This window comes from Paraliobacillus quinghaiensis, from assembly GCF_003426025.1.
Taxonomy (GTDB): domain Bacteria; phylum Bacillota; class Bacilli; order Bacillales; family Amphibacillaceae; genus Paraliobacillus_A; species Paraliobacillus_A quinghaiensis.
In genome coordinates, this window is sequence record NZ_QJSH01000006.1 from 139,986 (window position 1) to 155,104 (window position 15,119).

At 35.1% G+C, this 15,119-nt stretch carries 12 protein-coding genes; 7 read left to right on the top strand and 5 right to left on the bottom strand.

Features of this window, described 5'->3' with window-relative positions:
* Positions 1–681: 681 nt before the first annotated feature.
* The gene (locus D2K40_RS06205; protein ID WP_117154027.1) at positions 682–3,858 is read left to right on the top strand and encodes a hypothetical protein; all 3,177 of its coding nucleotides are present in this window, start codon (positions 682–684) and stop codon (positions 3,856–3,858) included.
* A 138-nt stretch (positions 3,859–3,996) separates the two neighbouring features.
* Here the strand turns inward: D2K40_RS06205 and D2K40_RS06210 are convergent, their stop codons facing one another.
* Genes D2K40_RS06210 through D2K40_RS06220 form a run of 3 tightly spaced genes read right to left on the bottom strand, consistent with a single transcriptional unit; the run spans position 3,997 to position 6,120 of the window.
* Entirely contained in the window at positions 3,997–4,890 is an 894-nt protein-coding gene (locus D2K40_RS06210) for a glycine betaine ABC transporter substrate-binding protein (protein ID WP_117154029.1), read from the bottom strand.
* Positions 4,891–4,906: 16 nt separating this feature from the next.
* Complete coding sequence (locus tag D2K40_RS06215; RefSeq protein WP_117154031.1) at positions 4,907–5,563, bottom strand: cysteine hydrolase family protein; 657 nt, start codon at positions 5,561–5,563, stop codon at positions 4,907–4,909.
* A 17-nt stretch (positions 5,564–5,580) separates the two neighbouring features.
* Entirely contained in the window at positions 5,581–6,120 is a 540-nt protein-coding gene (locus D2K40_RS06220) for a GbsR/MarR family transcriptional regulator (RefSeq protein WP_117154033.1), read from the bottom strand.
* 515 nt (positions 6,121–6,635) lie between these two features.
* On the opposite strand from D2K40_RS06220, the gene atoD reads away from it, so the two are divergent.
* The 6 genes from atoD (at position 6,636) to D2K40_RS06250 (ending at position 13,047) form a co-directional block, all read left to right on the top strand.
* Positions 6,636–7,280 (top strand): acetate CoA-transferase subunit alpha, encoded by a 645-nt coding sequence (gene atoD / locus D2K40_RS06225; RefSeq protein ID WP_117154035.1) that lies wholly within the window; start codon positions 6,636–6,638, stop codon positions 7,278–7,280.
* 16 nt (positions 7,281–7,296) lie between these two features.
* A complete protein-coding gene (locus tag D2K40_RS06230; RefSeq protein WP_117154037.1) occupies positions 7,297–7,950 on the top strand; it encodes a 3-oxoacid CoA-transferase subunit B in 654 nt (217 codons plus the stop codon).
* 19 nt (positions 7,951–7,969) lie between these two features.
* Positions 7,970–9,154: an acetyl-CoA C-acetyltransferase gene (locus tag D2K40_RS06235; RefSeq protein WP_117154039.1), complete on the top strand. Its 1,185-nt coding sequence runs from the start codon at positions 7,970–7,972 to the stop codon at positions 9,152–9,154.
* A gap of 61 nt (positions 9,155–9,215) precedes the next feature.
* On the top strand, positions 9,216–9,992 hold the full coding sequence (locus tag D2K40_RS06240) for a 3-hydroxybutyrate dehydrogenase (RefSeq protein WP_117154041.1): 777 nt from the start codon (positions 9,216–9,218) through the stop codon (positions 9,990–9,992).
* Positions 9,993–10,163: 171 nt separating this feature from the next.
* On the top strand, positions 10,164–11,447 hold the full coding sequence (locus D2K40_RS06245) for a GntP family permease (protein ID WP_117154043.1): 1,284 nt from the start codon (positions 10,164–10,166) through the stop codon (positions 11,445–11,447).
* Positions 11,448–11,628: 181 nt separating this feature from the next.
* Complete coding sequence (locus D2K40_RS06250) at positions 11,629–13,047, top strand: sigma-54 interaction domain-containing protein (RefSeq protein ID WP_117154045.1); 1,419 nt, start codon at positions 11,629–11,631, stop codon at positions 13,045–13,047.
* Positions 13,048–13,164: 117 nt separating this feature from the next.
* Here the strand turns inward: D2K40_RS06250 and D2K40_RS06255 are convergent, their stop codons facing one another.
* Positions 13,165–14,283 carry an anti sigma factor C-terminal domain-containing protein gene (locus D2K40_RS06255; protein ID WP_117154047.1) on the bottom strand — a complete coding sequence of 373 codons (1,119 nt, stop codon included), beginning with the start codon at positions 14,281–14,283 and terminating at the stop codon, positions 13,165–13,167.
* Positions 14,273–14,767 carry an RNA polymerase sigma factor gene (locus D2K40_RS06260; protein ID WP_162879149.1) on the bottom strand — a complete coding sequence of 165 codons (495 nt, stop codon included), beginning with the start codon at positions 14,765–14,767 and terminating at the stop codon, positions 14,273–14,275. The genes D2K40_RS06255 and D2K40_RS06260 overlap by 11 nt, the downstream gene beginning before the upstream one ends.
* Positions 14,768–15,119 lie beyond the last annotated feature (352 nt).

The window sequence follows — 15,119 nt, forward strand, 5'->3', positions numbered from 1 at the left end:
GTAAACCACCTCCTTAAAGTAATAAAAGATAGTAATTAATAAAGCGTTTGCAATAATGTTTAATATATTATGAGTGAACTATAGAAGTGGTTGATTAGTGTGATTGTTCTAGGTGAGTGATTTGGTGAGTTTTGTAAAAGCGCAATTTAATAAAGACTTGTATGTAAGCAACTCTGAAACCGGTTTCTGAAGCAGTTAAAAAAAAACACCTAAATGAAACCGGTTTCTATTTGAGTGTATAACAATCTTTAATAGTCTGTCAATACTCTTTTATTTATATTTTTGTGTCCCTAAAAGTACCATATGATTTAATAGTGAAAAAAAGTATCTAATTTATTTTTTTACAGCTGTTAATTAGATGTAAATCACTAAGGTAATGATGAAAATATGAATTCTCTAAAACTATTGACAATTAAATTTAAAGTATTTATATTGTAATGGAAACCGATTTCGATAAAGTGTTTAATATTTGGTATTGTTTATGTCCATTTTGAAATAAAAAAAAGAATTTTTAAAAGATAGTGCTAAATTCTACCGAGGTACAGTTCTCGGTAAGTTTAGATAAATTTTATGGGCTATTTTTAAAGAAATAGTTAAGAATAGAAGGTATTAAAGGATAGCGATATAGTTTTTACTACCTGCTATGCTTTAATACCTTTATAATACTAAGGTGGTGCTTTTATGTATAGGTTAACTGATGAACATGCTTTTGTTATTGAGAATTATCAACACGCACATCCATTCTCAAGCTTTTTACCTGGTTTAGCAGGTAAAAATGGTATCCCACTATGGGCATTTTATGTGAATCGCGGGCAAGTGATGTCTAGTTTTGGGATTCATAATAAGGACTTTGCGATAACAGAATTTTTCCCGGCAGATAAGGCGTATCAAACTGTTCCTGTTCAAGGATTCAGGACGTTTATTAAAGGCGGTAAAGAAAAAAATAATTCTTTGTTTGAGCCATTCTCTTTTATGAAAGATAATGATAGTGTAAAAGAGACATTGACAATTAGTACCAATCACATTCAACTAGATTATTATAATGAAGAACGTGGGCTTACTCTAACAATAGAATATTACGCACTTCCTAATGAACCTATTGCTGCTCTGGTTCGAGAAGTTACACTTAAAAATGTAAGCGGTCAAGAACTTGATATAGAAATGGTGGATGGTCTCGCTAGCATTTTCCCAAGTGGAGTAGAAAATGCAGCGTATAAAGAGTTAGGAAACACATTAAAAAGTTGGTTTGATGTTGAGACGTTGGATGATTACGTAAACTACTATTATTTACGTGGAAGCACAGAAGATGAAGCGGATGTTTCTGATGTGAATAATGGAAACTTCTATGCAAGCTTAGCAGTTTTTAACGAAAAAGAAGAGTTAGTGAAACCGATTTATGATCGTTCACTAGTTTTTGGTGATGATCTAACGTTGCAACACCCAGTTGGATTAGATAAAACCGATTTTTCTAAGCTACTTGATAAAGAACAAGTCTCTACAAATAAAGTTTCAAGCGGTTTCACGCCGATTCAAACAAATTTAGCTTCAAATGATAGTATAAAATTATTTACTGTAATCGGTCACGCTGAAAATCGAGAAGCTGTTAGTTCTTTTATTTCCGAAAATTTCAACAGTGAAAAACTTACAGGATATAAAAAAGCTGCAAAGTCAATTAGTGAACAGCTTACAGATGTAGTGAAAACGGAAACATCAGAAGCGTTATTTGATGCTTATGTTACACAAAATTATTTGGATAATGGATTACGTGGTGGTTTTCCAACTGTATTCGAGAATAAAGATAATCATAAAATCTTCTATTTATACTCTCGAAAACATGGTGATTTGGAAAGGGACTATAACTTCTTTTCAATCAGTCCTACTTATTATTCCCAAGGGAATGGAAACTATCGAGATGTAAATCAAAATCGTCGCTTAGATGTATTGTTTCAACCAAAGGTAGAAGATTCTAATTTGCAACAATTTGTTAATCTTTTGCAGTTAGATGGCTATAATCCACTTGCTGTGAAAGAAGTTCAGTTTACATTAGACAGTTCTGCGTTTAACTTTTCAAAATATAACCTATTAGAAACGGATGTTGAAAAATTAGTAGTATTCTTCAATAAACCATTTGCACCTGGTGATGTTTTGAAGTTTGTTGAAAAAGAAAATATCAATCTTTCGTTGCCGTTTGAAGAATTTTTGACGGACATCCTGATGGTTAGTGATGAGTCCTTAAAAGCAGATCATGGTGAAGGTTTCTGGGTTGATCATTGGACGTATAATCTAGACTTGTTAGATAGTTATTTGGCTGTATATCCAGATCAAGAGCAGTCATTGTTCTTTGGAAAGTCATACCGATTCTTTGATAGTCCAGCTTCAGTTAACACAAGAGATACAAAATATGTAGATAATGATGGAGTACTTAGACAATATCATGCAGTAAAAGTTAACGAAGATAAGCTGAAAATGCAACAAGATACCGGTGAACAATGGCTTAGAAGTGACTATGGAAAAGGTTCTATTTATGAAACTAATTTATATTCAAAACTTTTCTTATTAGCAGCAAACAAAACTGCTACTATCGCACCATTTGGTCTTGGTATTGAAATGGAGGCAGGTAAACCTGGTTGGAATGATGCCTTAAATGGCTTGCCTGGAATGTTTGGGGCTAGTACATCAGAACTTTATGAACTAAAAAGACTTATTAAACAACTTAAAGATGTCACTAATAGTGATGATGGAATATTACTACCAATAGAAGCAGAAGACATGATTACTGGGTTAGCCAAAACTATTAGTCAACATGTAATGAATGCTTCAGAAAATGAGCTAGCGTATTGGAAAGAAGTAACAGACTTACGTGAAACGTATCGATCCACAATTAAAGATGGAATCAGTGGAGAAAGTTTCCAAATAGATAGTAATGAAATAAAAGAACTTTTACGTATCTATGGTGAACGAATAGATAGTGCACTAGCATCAGTTGAAACATATACGAACCAAGACCTTGTACCAACTTATTTTTATTTTGAAGCTGAAGCGAATGAACACGATAAGAGTGATATCCTGAACTTCAAAGCACATGCAGTTACGCCTTTCTTAGAAGGGGTTGTAAAAAAATTAAAATTAAGTGAAACGGCTGAAGAAGCTGAAAAGACTTATCAGGCTGTTCGTAAATCAGATATTTATGATGAAAAATTGGGAATGTATAAGACTAGCACGCCAATTGCAAATGAACCATATGAACTTGGGCGAGCAAAATCATTTACGCCTGGTTGGTTAGAGAATGAATCAATATTCATGCATATGGAATACAAGTACCTATTAGAAATGTTGAAAACAGGGTTAGCCAAAGAGTTTTATGAGGACATAAAAACAGCACTTGTGCCGTTTACAGATCCAGCTGTATATGGAAGAAGTACATTAGAAAACTCTTCATTTATAGCGAGTAGCGCAAACCCAGACCCTTCTGTACACGGTCGTGGATTCGTTGCAAGGTTGAGTGGTTCAACAGTTGAGTTCTTAAATATGTGGTTCCTTATGTTTGTTGGTAAGCAACCTTTTGTCTATGATCATAAGAATGATGTATTAGGATTTCAATTGCAACCAATATTGCCGAATTGGTTATTTAAAGCGGATGGCACAGTTACATTTACGTTGTTTAGTAATGTAGAAGTAACGTATGTCAATGCTAGTGGGCGTGACACATTCGGAGAGGATAGTGTTCAACCCGTTAAGTACACGATTTACTTTAAAGATGGAAAGAAAGAAGAGGTTTCTTCTTCGATAATCACTGGAAAAGTAGCATCTAGTATTCGTGAAGGTGATGTTACAAAAATCATTGCTGAACTTAACTAAAGAATAGCTTTAAAACAAAGTCTAAGTCTATAGAACTTAGGCTTTGTTCTATGGTGGGCACATGCCGGGCACACATAAAAAAGAGCAGTTCGAACACATTGTGTTCGAACTGCTCTTTTTAGTTGTTGAGTATCATCATTACTCGCCAATCATTTGATCGACTTTATCGCGATTGTTCTCAATCCATTCTGCTGCTAAGTCTTCAAAAGATGTTCCGTTTTGTTCATTTTCACGCATCATTGATTCTAAATCCTCAATAGATATGCTCCAATTAGATAGAATCTCATATGCTTCTGGATGCGCTTCTTCAATTCCTTTGTAAGACAATACATAGACATTATCTGCTTTAAAATATTCTTCTTGACCTTCTAAGAATTTCAAGTCGTTACGCGCGAAGATAGAGTGTGGTCTCCATGCAGTAAATACAACAGGTTCTTCGTTGTCTATTTTACTTTGTGCAACAGAAATCATTGCGCCTTCACTAGAAGGTTTTAGTTCAAAGCCTTTTTCCTCTAGGTTTTCACCTGCCATTAGATCCTTAGAAATCTCAACAATACCTGCACCTTCAGAAATGGTAACTACTTCTTCATCATATTTTTCTGCGTTTTGTTTTAAATCTTCAATAGAGTTTTCCTCTACATAAGAAGGAACTACCCAACCAAGACGTGCATTTTCATAACTTGTTGCTACTTTTACTAAATCATCTTGAAATTCTTCCCATCTAGGAGCTTCTGTGTATGGTAACCAAGCATCCATAAAGAAGTCAACTTCTTCATTTCGCATACCTTCCCAGATAACTGGTTGAGAAACATGCTGTATTTCAATCTCATAACCTTGTTCCTCTAAAATCTGTTTTGCAATTTGTGTTGGTGGTGCAGTACTTGACCAAGGTGTTTGTCCAAATACGATTGTTCCTTTTTCTTCATTTTCTTGATCGCCATTTGTTGCATTATTTTCTTCGTCTGCACCGTTGCCGCAAGCAGCAAGTGCTAATAAAGTTAGTGTAGTAAATAGTAGTAAAAACTTTTTCATTTTAAATTTCTCCCTTTTATTTTAATTGGTTAAATATCTCTCGCATATTTTCAGCACTGTAATGTAGTGAATCAACTTTATCTGATTCCCAAGCATTGTATTCTTCGCCATTAATACGCTTAAGGATGTTCGTCGTATCATACATTTTAAGGGCATATACCCAATTAGCTATCATCATGAGTGATGCCATATGGGATCCTTCATTAGATGCTGCACAGATATCTTTAACAAGATGGATATTGTAATCTCTAAAATAGGCGTCAAATACAGATGTTAATAGACAGCCATCTGTAACAACCCCTCCAATTACAACATCTGTTACATTTAGACTTCTAAGTGTAAGATCTAGACTAGTCTCATGAAAAGCACTCCAACGATATTTATCAATAATGATATCTCCATCTTGTGGTTTTATTTCATCAAAAATCTCGATGCTTTCAGTAGCGGTGTTGTAATAAAACGGTGTACCATCATCATTAAGCGGCTCGCCTAAGGAAAGACCGACACCATCTGCTCGATTGATTTGACGCGTATAAATAATAGGAATATTCTTTTCTCTAAACCCGTCAATTAATCTTTTAGAATTTGTTATTACATTCTCCATTTGCTCAAGCCCAAAATTACTTTCTTTTTGTAGGTCAATGAGTACTAGAGCCGTGTTTTTGTCACTCATATATATACCTCCCTTGCTTACTTTTTAGTGTGTTTTGGTAAATGATCAAAAATCTTTCCAGATTCCATTGCATTTGCAAGCTGCATTGTCCAATCAAAATATTTATGAGAATCTTCGATGAGAGCTAAATCTTTTTCTGCTTCTTCCTTTATTTGTTGATCGGTTGTATGGCTTGCAATGTTTTCTAAAGTTGGCTGCGCTTGTTCGGTTGCTTTCATTATTAAATTGCGTTCCTGTCTAATCTTTTTGATGAAGAAGGATAGGAAGTTACGTAGATAATCTTTTTCAGCAACATAATGGTCCTTTCGGTCACCCTTTTTCCAAACCTTTGTAACCATATCCGTTTCTAATAGTTCTCGCATGCCATTACTTACACTTGCTTTACTCATTGCTACTTGATCTTTTATCTCATCAAGGGTTAATGGTTCAGAGGAGAAATAAAGAACCCCGTAAATTCGGCCAACAGAAGGAGTAACACCATAAATAACCATTGATTGTGCGATTGCACTAATCATAATATCTCTTGATTGCTCAATTGATTCTTTTTCATTGGACAATTTTATCAACCTCTTTTGTTCAAAAGATTTACTTTATACTGTATACATTAAATTAATTTAATAAAAAAATCAACCCCCAATGTATAGAAAAATGAAAAATAACCTACAGGTTCTGTCTTTTGTATAATGTGCAATAAAGTTAATTTTTATTATCAAGTTGTAATATAGAGCTAACTATTACTCAAACTAATTGTGAAGTTTGATAACAGGAGAGAATATTACGCTTTTTAGGAATTTTTATCGATTTCTATTCCGGAAAAATGAATTATTCCATTTATCCGGAAAGTAGTCAGGTTAATTAACCAATAAATATAGTAAGTTTATTCAACATTTAAGTAGAAAATATTTTAATTTTAATGTTAACGCTTACATTAACAAAGGCGATTTCAACTATTTTAGAAATTTCATGTTAATAAAATTTTAAGTTACAGACGAAGTTGGCACGAGTTTTGCAACTAGAATAATTAGAAAGACTAAGTTATTATGCGTTACAAATTATAGGAGGTGTTTCGAGAATGAGTAAACGCACTACAGAGAATGAAATTTTATCACTATTTAAAGATGGAATGACTGTTATGGTAGGTGGTTTTATGGGAGTGGGCACTTCTGAGAAGCTGGTATCTATCTTAATGGAATCAGGTGCAAAAGACTTAACTCTAATCGCTAATGATACTGCTTTTATTGACAAAGGGGTAGGTCCTTTAATCGCAAACAAACGAGTTAAAAAAGTGATTGCTTCACATATTGGTACAAATCCCGAAACTGGGAGACAGATGATTGCGAATGAGTTAGAAGTAGAACTTGTTCCTCAAGGTACTCTTGCTGAACGAGTACGAGCTGGTGGTTCTGGCTTAGGTGGCATTCTTACACCAACTGGAGTCGGAACTGTGGTTGAAGAAGGAAAACAAAAAATTCAGGTAGATGGACGCGATTATTTACTAGAAACACCACTTAAAGCAGATATATCAATTTTAAAAGCTAAAAAAGCCGACGAAGCTGGAAACTTAGTATATCGTTGTGCTGCACGTAATTTCAATCCGCTAATGGCTCTGTCAGCAGACACGGTTCTTGCAGAAGTAGAAGAAATTGTGGAAATTGGTGAAATCGATCCAAATGAAGTTGTAACTACAGGAATTTTAGTAGACAAAATTTTAGTGTGAAGGAGCTGAAACTACCATGACAGAGGATAAAAGAAGTTCAAAAGAAATTATTGCTGCCCGTGTTGCACTAGAAATGAATGATGGTGATGTTGTTAACCTTGGAATAGGGCTTCCAACAATGATTCCTAATTATCTGCCAAAAGGTGTTAATGTGATTTTGCAATCAGAAAATGGTTTTATTGGTTTAGGTCCAACGGATAATCCTGATCCAGATATTGTTAATGCGGGAGGTCAACCTGCAGGGATTAAACCGGGTGGTGCATTTTTTGATAGTTTGTTTTCATTTCAACTAATTCGAGGCGGTCATGTTGATGTGACTGTTCTTGGCGGGCTTGAAGTAGATCAAAATGGAAACCTTGCTAATTGGATGGTTCCAGGGAAAATGGTGCCAGGTATGGGTGGGGCAATGGACTTAGTAACAGGTGCGAAGCGAGTGATTGTCGCAATGGAACATTGTTCTAAAAAAGGAACTCCTAAAATCCTTGAAACATGTAGTTTACCGTTAACTGGTGAAGGGGTTGTAGATTTAATAGTAACTGAACTTGCGGTGTTTAACGTAACAGATGAAGGCTTAGTATTACAGGAGCTCCAAGAAGGAGTAAACCTTGAAACTGTAAAGGAAAAAACACAGGCTTCATTCAAAATAAGTCCAAATCTTAAAACAGCTTAATTAGTAGGAGGGAAATGAAATGGATGATGTTGTAATTGTTAGCGCCACCAGGACGGCGGTAGGTAGTTTTATGGGGGCGTTAAGTAAAACACCAGCAACAGAATTAGGTGCAATTGTTATTAAAGAAGCATTAAATCGAGCTGGATTAAAAGGTGAGCAAGTAGATGAAGTGATTATGGGGAATGTCTTACAGGCTGGTCTTGGTCAAGGCCCTGCACGTCAGGCTGCACTTAAAGCAGGTGTGCCAGTAGAAGTTCCTGCGACTACAATAAACAAACTTTGTGGATCTGGCTTAAAAGCGGTACATTATGGTGCCCAAGCGATTCAATTAGGAGAAGCAGACGTTGTAGTAGCTGGTGGTATGGAAAATATGAGTCTGTCTCCTTACCTTTTAATGAAAGGTAGAACTGGCTACCGCATGGGAGATGGAAAGATCCTAGATAGTATGACAGAGGATGGTTTGCAATGTGCTATAAACGATTATCACATGGGTATAACAGCAGAGAATGTTGCAGATCAATATGACTTAACAAGAGAAGAACAGGATACATTTGCAGCTTGGAGTCAACAAAAAGCAGAAGCAGCAATAAAGGATAATAAATTTAAGGAAGAAATTGTTCCTGTAGAAATACCGCAACGAAAAGGTGATCCTGTTATTTTTGATAAAGATGAATTTCCGAGACCTGGTGTAACAGCTGAAAAGCTCGGTAAATTAAAACCTGCTTTTAAAAACGGGGGATCAGTTACAGCTGGAAACGCCTCTGGAATAAATGATGGTGCGTCAGCCTTAGTTCTTATGAGTAAAAGAAAGGCAGAGGAAATGGGAATTAAACCACTAGCAATATTAAAAGGAAACAGTACGGCTGGGGTTGATCCACAAATAATGGGGATTGGACCTGTTCCTGCTACAAAAAAAGCGCTACTAAAAGCAGGACTTTCAATTGATGAAATGGATTTGTTTGAAGTGAATGAAGCATTCGCAGCACAATCAATAGCTGTCGGAAAAGATTTGCAGATACCAAGTGAAAAACTAAATGTAAATGGTGGTGCGGTTTCTTTGGGGCATGCAATAGGTTCTAGTGGTTCACGTATACTCGTTACTTTAATACATGAAATGCAGAAACGTGAATTGCGTTATGGTTTAGCTACGCTTTGTATTGGTGGAGGAATGGGAGCTGCTAGTGTAATAGAAATCGAAAAGTAAGTGTACACTTAGCGTTTTCGTTCTTAACATAGATTTAAAATAAAAAGATAGTAGGAGGATTATTATGGAGAACAAAGTGGTGTTTGTTACAGGGGCAGCAAGTGGAATTGGGTATCAAATTGGTGTTGAATTTCTGAAGAATGGTGCAAAAGTAGTTTTTACTGATGTAAATGAAGCAAAACTAAAAGACGTTACAGAAAATCTTACAACTAAGGGATATGATTGCTTAGGGCTAAAAGTTGATGTAACAAAAGAGGAAGAAATAAAGAACGCAATTGATGCTACGGTTGAGAAATATGGAAGAATTGATGTGCTTTTCAATAATGCTGGTTTACAACACGTGTCTCCTATAGAAGATTTTCCAACAGAGAAGTTTGAGTTTATGATAAAAGTAATGCAAATTGCTCCATTTATCGCGATGAAACATGTTTTACCTATTATGAAAAAGCAAGGATCTGGGCGTATCTTAAATATGGCATCGATTAATGGTTTAATTGGATTTGCTGGAAAAGCCGCCTATAACAGCGCAAAACACGGTGTTATTGGATTGACAAAAGTTGCTGCACTTGAAGCGGCAGAACATAACATTACAGTTAATGCAATTTGTCCAGGTTATGTTGATACACCACTTGTTCGAGGACAATTTGAAGATCTAGCCAAGACACGTAATGTGCCATTAGAAACAGTGAAAGAAGAAGTGCTATATCCTTTAGTGCCACAAAAACGTCTGTTGGATGTGCAAGAAATAGCTGACTATGCTATTTTTCTTTCTAGCGAAAAAGCAAAAGGTGTTACTGGGCAAGCTGTTGTTCTTGACGGAGGATACACAGCGCAATAAGCGCAATAAATGAATCGATGATGTACTTATAATGTGAATTTCAAAGGGGAATGTTTGATGTTGAAAAAGAATCTCGGCAGTTAATGAATTTAAGTATATAATTAATATCTAACAGTTAATCATTGATTGAATTGCCGAGGTTCTATCAAATCTCATTGAGGAGTGAAGATAATGTTCGGTATAATATTAGGTCTTATTGTATTAATGGTTCTTGCTTTTATGGGCTGGTCAATTATTTGGGTGGCACCAATTGCCGCAGGTGTCGTGGCACTGACAGGTGGACTAGATCTATTAGACGCTTACACAAATACGTATATGGGTGGATTTGTAAGTTTTGCTAAAGCGTGGTTTCCTGTATTTATGTTAAGTGCTATTTTCGGTAAGTTAATGGAAGATACAGGAATGGCAAAATCAATTGCTGTTGTTTTATCTAAACTAATGGGAACGAAAAGAGCTATATTAGGTGTTTTATTATCTTGTGCAGTACTAACATATGGAGGTATTAGTTTATTTGTTGTAGTATTTGCAGTATATCCGCTAGCGTTATCATTATTCCGTGAAGCAAATATAAGTAGAACGTTAATGCCAGCCACCATCGCATTAGGTGCTTTTACTTTTACAATGACAGCGTTACCAGGAACGCCGCAAATTCAAAATCTAATTCCAATACCGTATTTTCAAACGAATGCAATGGCAGCACCAGTAATGGGGATCGTTGCTGCTCTTATCATGGCATTTGGTGGTTATTTTTATCTTGTTTGGCGTCAAAAGAAATTAACCGAAAAGGGTATCCTATTTACTGAACCACAAGATAAAACTGTAATAAATGTTGAAGGAGACGCACCAAATGTTTACTTATCTCTTTTACCGCTTTTAACAGTATTATTAACACTAAATCTACTTGAATGGGATATTGTTGTTGCGTTACTTGCGGGTATTCTATTAATTTTAATTCTAAATATTAGTAAAATAAAAGGATTTGTAAAATCAATTAACCTTGGTGCAACAGGCTCTATCACAGCTATTATTAATACAAGTGCTGCCGTAGGATTTGGTACAGTAGTTCAAACAGTTCCAGGTTTTAAAAAACTTACTGAATTAATAATGGGTATCCCCGGAAACCCACTTTTCTCTGAAGCAGTTGCCGTGAACTTATTAGCTGGTGCTACAGGTTCAGCTTCTGGTGGTATGGGGATTGCATTAGAAGCGTTAGGAGCAAAATATTATGAGATAGCGCTTAATACAGGCATTAGCCCTGAAGCCTTTCATAGAATTGCATCATTATCCTCTGGTGGACTAGATGTGCTACCACATAATGGTGCAGTGTTGACGCTGCTTACTATAACTGGAATGACGCATAAAAATAGTTACAAAGATATTGCAGTTGTTGCAATTGTAATTCCAATTATTGCAGCTGTAGTAGCAATTTTAATTGCATCGATGGGAATATATTAATAGCTTTGAAATAGTATAATTCACCTGCTATACCTTGTTCATTGGTTAGTTCTAATGGATAAGGTATAGTGTTTTTTTATTCAATTGTAATGTATTAATACTTTTAATACTTAATACTCTCTATATTATAGAATAAATATTTGTTATACTTTATTCAGACTGATTGATGCGAGGTGTTTATATGACTAACGCAATTTTGAAAAGGCTTCCAATTACTTGGATTAAAGAAATAATCGATCTAACAATTGAAAGAATTGTCGTGGTTGACCGTGAAGGAATTATTCTATTTATTAATTCAACATACTGTGAATTTTTAGACGTAAAACAAGAATTTGCAATTGGAAAACCTGTTCAGCAAGTTATTGAAAATACACGTATGCATATTGTGGCAACAACAGGGAAAGAAGAGTTAGAAGGACTACAACCAATTAATGGGAGTGTGATGATTGCTAACCGTTATCCATTAATCATTGATAATGAATTAGTCGGAGCATTAGGTACAGTGAAGTATCCAGGCCCCGATAATTTAAGGCAATCAAAGAATAAAATACAAGACCTCATTGATGAACTTAATTTTTATAAAACAAAGGCACAAAAGGAGTTGCAAAGTAAATATAACTTTGCAGATTTAACGGGCAGTAGTCCTATCTTTTTAGCAGCAAAAAAATTAGCTGAAAAAGTCTCTGGAAGTAATTCTTCTGTTCTATTAACAGGAGAATCTGGTACTGGAAAAGAATTATTTGCACACGCAATACACCATAGTAGCATGCGTAGTGAACACCCTTTTGTTGCGCTAAATTGCGCCTCTATTCCACAAGATTTATTTGAGTCAGAGCTTTTTGGATATGAAGATGGTGCTTTTACCGGTGCAAAAAAGGGCGGTAAGAAAGGCCAACTCCACTTAGCAAATGATGGAACTATTTTCCTTGATGAAATTGGAGATATGCCATTATCAATGCAGAGTAAACTGTTAAGAACCTTACAGGAAAATGAAATAAATCCAGTTGGTGGACAAAGTACTATTCCAATTAACTTGCGAGTTATTGCAGCAACCAATCAAGACCTGATGAAGATGGTTGATGAAGGGAAATTTCGTAAAGATTTATTTTATCGGTTAAACGTAATAAATATAGAAATTCCACCGCTAAGAGAAAGAAAAGAAGATATTGCACCTATATCTATTAAAATCCTGGAAAAGTTAGAACGGAATTTTTATAGATCTGGAACGCTTCTGTCATCTGAAGTTATTGAGAGATTCAAACACCATTCATGGCCAGGGAATGTAAGGGAGTTAGAAAATGTGTTAGAACGTGCAATAAATGTGTTAGATGGAAGAACAATTGAATTGTCTCATCTACCATTATATTTAAGAGATCCTGAGACAGTAGCTAGTAGAGGTGGATCATCTGTAACCAATCCCCCTAAAGATGCAGAGTTACTACAAGTATCACCATTAAAAAAAACGATAGCTAAAGTAGAGAAACAAGAGATAAAGAATGCACTTATCTTTACTAATGGAAATAAAATCGAAGCTGCAAAATTACTAGGGTTAGGTAAAACAAATTTATATGATAAATGTAAAAAATATGAAATCAAATAAATATGATATAACTAAAGAGTTGAGAGAATTATCATTTGGACGTTCTCAAACTTTTTAAAAAATAACAAAAGCTCCTCACCACAACAAGGTGACGGAGCTTTGAAAATGTAAAATATATTACCACACCACTATATTTTCTACCCATATACGATCAACTTCTGAATGATCTTTAAGTGACAATAGCTCTTTACTGTCTGCAGTAAGATACATTCCAATATATTCAACGCCATCTCTCTTTACATTTGTAATAATTTTATCAATAGTTGAATCTGCAAATGTATGATAGAACATTATATTTACTAATTCTTTGTTGTTTTTAATCAAATTGAGGTTGCTGATATATGACTCAGTGTGAGCCTCGTTATCCATGTTTTCATAGAGCTCTTGTTTTATAATTGCATCTTCATAGTATGCTGTATTATTACTATCATACGGATAAACTGGTCTGAATACATAATAGGATGGGTTAGCTACTACAAAATCAGAACCAATTGCTGCCAAAGGTGTAATATCTAGAGTATTTATTTGAGTTGAAAGTGTCTCTTTTAATTCTCTTAATTGGTTTACACTTAATGATTCACTAAATACTACTTTTATTCTCGCTTTTGTGCCTTCTGGGGCATTTTCTAGAATATCAAATCCATCCCCAAAATTATTTACTTGAGAAGAAGCCTCTCCTAACAATGGAAGGTGTTCGGTTGTTACTTGCTTGGGCTTCCCAAAACTATAGTGAACATTTAGCTCTGTTTCATCTACTTTTGTGTTTCCGACTATATTTTCTAGAGACACATGTACCGCTTGTTGTGTAGTTGCAAATTTTTTCGTGCCACTATTATTTGAAACAAATTGAGGATAAAACATCGCGGTTAGCTGAACAACTGTTTCTCTCTCTACAAACGCTTCTTTATGGTCTAACTCAAATAAAGCTGTTGCAATAGTTGTTGTTAAGAATTTTGCAATAGTTAGTATGATTAAAATAGAAACAACTGAAATTGCAGTCATCTTAATAATCCGTTTATTAACTTTCCGCTTTAACTGTTTAGCCGGCATTGACTCTTCTTTATTTCTTACTGGCATCCCTTGCTTCAACTCATTAATTAATGCGTTATTCTCCATGGTAAGATATTCTGATATGGCAGTGTATTTTTCTATTTCATTTTCGATTTCTTCTTCTTCACTATCGTTCAACTTTCCTTCTTCATAACGTCGTAATTTTTCCTCGAAATCATTGTTCATCAGTTTGCCTCCTCAAATCCCTAAGTGTTTTCCTTGCTCTGTAAATCAAATTTGTCACTGCAGAAACACTAATTCCTAGAATTACTCCAGCTTGTTGGTAGGAAACTTCATTGACCAAGCATAATAGTATTACTTGACGCTGCTTTTCGGGCAGCCTCTTAATTAATCCAAAAGCGGAACCGGTACTTTCATTTAGTATTAGTTGGTCTGTGAAATCCTTTGTTTTGATTCGGTCAAATAAGCTTTCTTCTCGAAAAACCAATCTTCTGTTTTTTTTAACATAATCAACGTAGTGGTTATGGGCAACAACTAATAACCAGGATTTAATATTCTCATTGGGAGCTTGAAGAATCGAGAATGCTTTAATAAAGGTATCTTGTGTTAAATCTTCTGCTATTTGATTATGATACGTTAATCCATAAAGGTACCTGTAAACATAGGGGAAGTATGTTATATAAATTTCACTAAATATGTCATCTTTCAAGCTATAATCCCCCATTCCATTTATCCAGTCATTATATATACGATTGAGTTAGTGATATATCGCATTAATTTTGAAAAAAATTCTCGTAAATATTGTTGCTTTTAAATATTCTGACTTGATATAAAAAGCACATTAACTAGTGACGTAAGTTAATAACCCGCTACGTCACCAGACGGTTTTGGTGGGACGAGTAATCGCAGTCCCAAATGGATTCTCTTTCCGTGGGCTCAGTGTCAGCTAACTTGGTAAAGAAAAACACTTTACCAAGTGGATCGTGCGCCCGGCATGAGTTATAACTAGGTGGTGAAAGTCCACCACAGACTTGGCAGTAGGAACTGTTAGTGAAAGGCAA

Bases quoted from the DNA above. Each gene is read 5' to 3' on its own strand.
- D2K40_RS06205 (WP_117154027.1), top strand. From the start codon at position 682: ATGTATAGGTTAACTGATGAACATGCTTTTGTTATTGAGAATTATCAA.
- D2K40_RS06210 (WP_117154029.1), bottom strand. From the start codon at position 4,890: ATGAAAAAGTTTTTACTACTATTTACTACACTAACTTTATTAGCACTT.
- D2K40_RS06215 (WP_117154031.1), bottom strand. From the start codon at position 5,563: ATGAGTGACAAAAACACGGCTCTAGTACTCATTGACCTACAAAAAGAA.
- atoD (WP_117154035.1), top strand. From the start codon at position 6,636: ATGAGTAAACGCACTACAGAGAATGAAATTTTATCACTATTTAAAGAT.
- D2K40_RS06230 (WP_117154037.1), top strand. From the start codon at position 7,297: ATGACAGAGGATAAAAGAAGTTCAAAAGAAATTATTGCTGCCCGTGTT.
- D2K40_RS06235 (WP_117154039.1), top strand. From the start codon at position 7,970: ATGGATGATGTTGTAATTGTTAGCGCCACCAGGACGGCGGTAGGTAGT.
- D2K40_RS06245 (WP_117154043.1), top strand. From the start codon at position 10,164: ATGTTCGGTATAATATTAGGTCTTATTGTATTAATGGTTCTTGCTTTT.
- D2K40_RS06250 (WP_117154045.1), top strand. From the start codon at position 11,629: ATGACTAACGCAATTTTGAAAAGGCTTCCAATTACTTGGATTAAAGAA.
- D2K40_RS06255 (WP_117154047.1), bottom strand. From the start codon at position 14,283: ATGAACAATGATTTCGAGGAAAAATTACGACGTTATGAAGAAGGAAAG.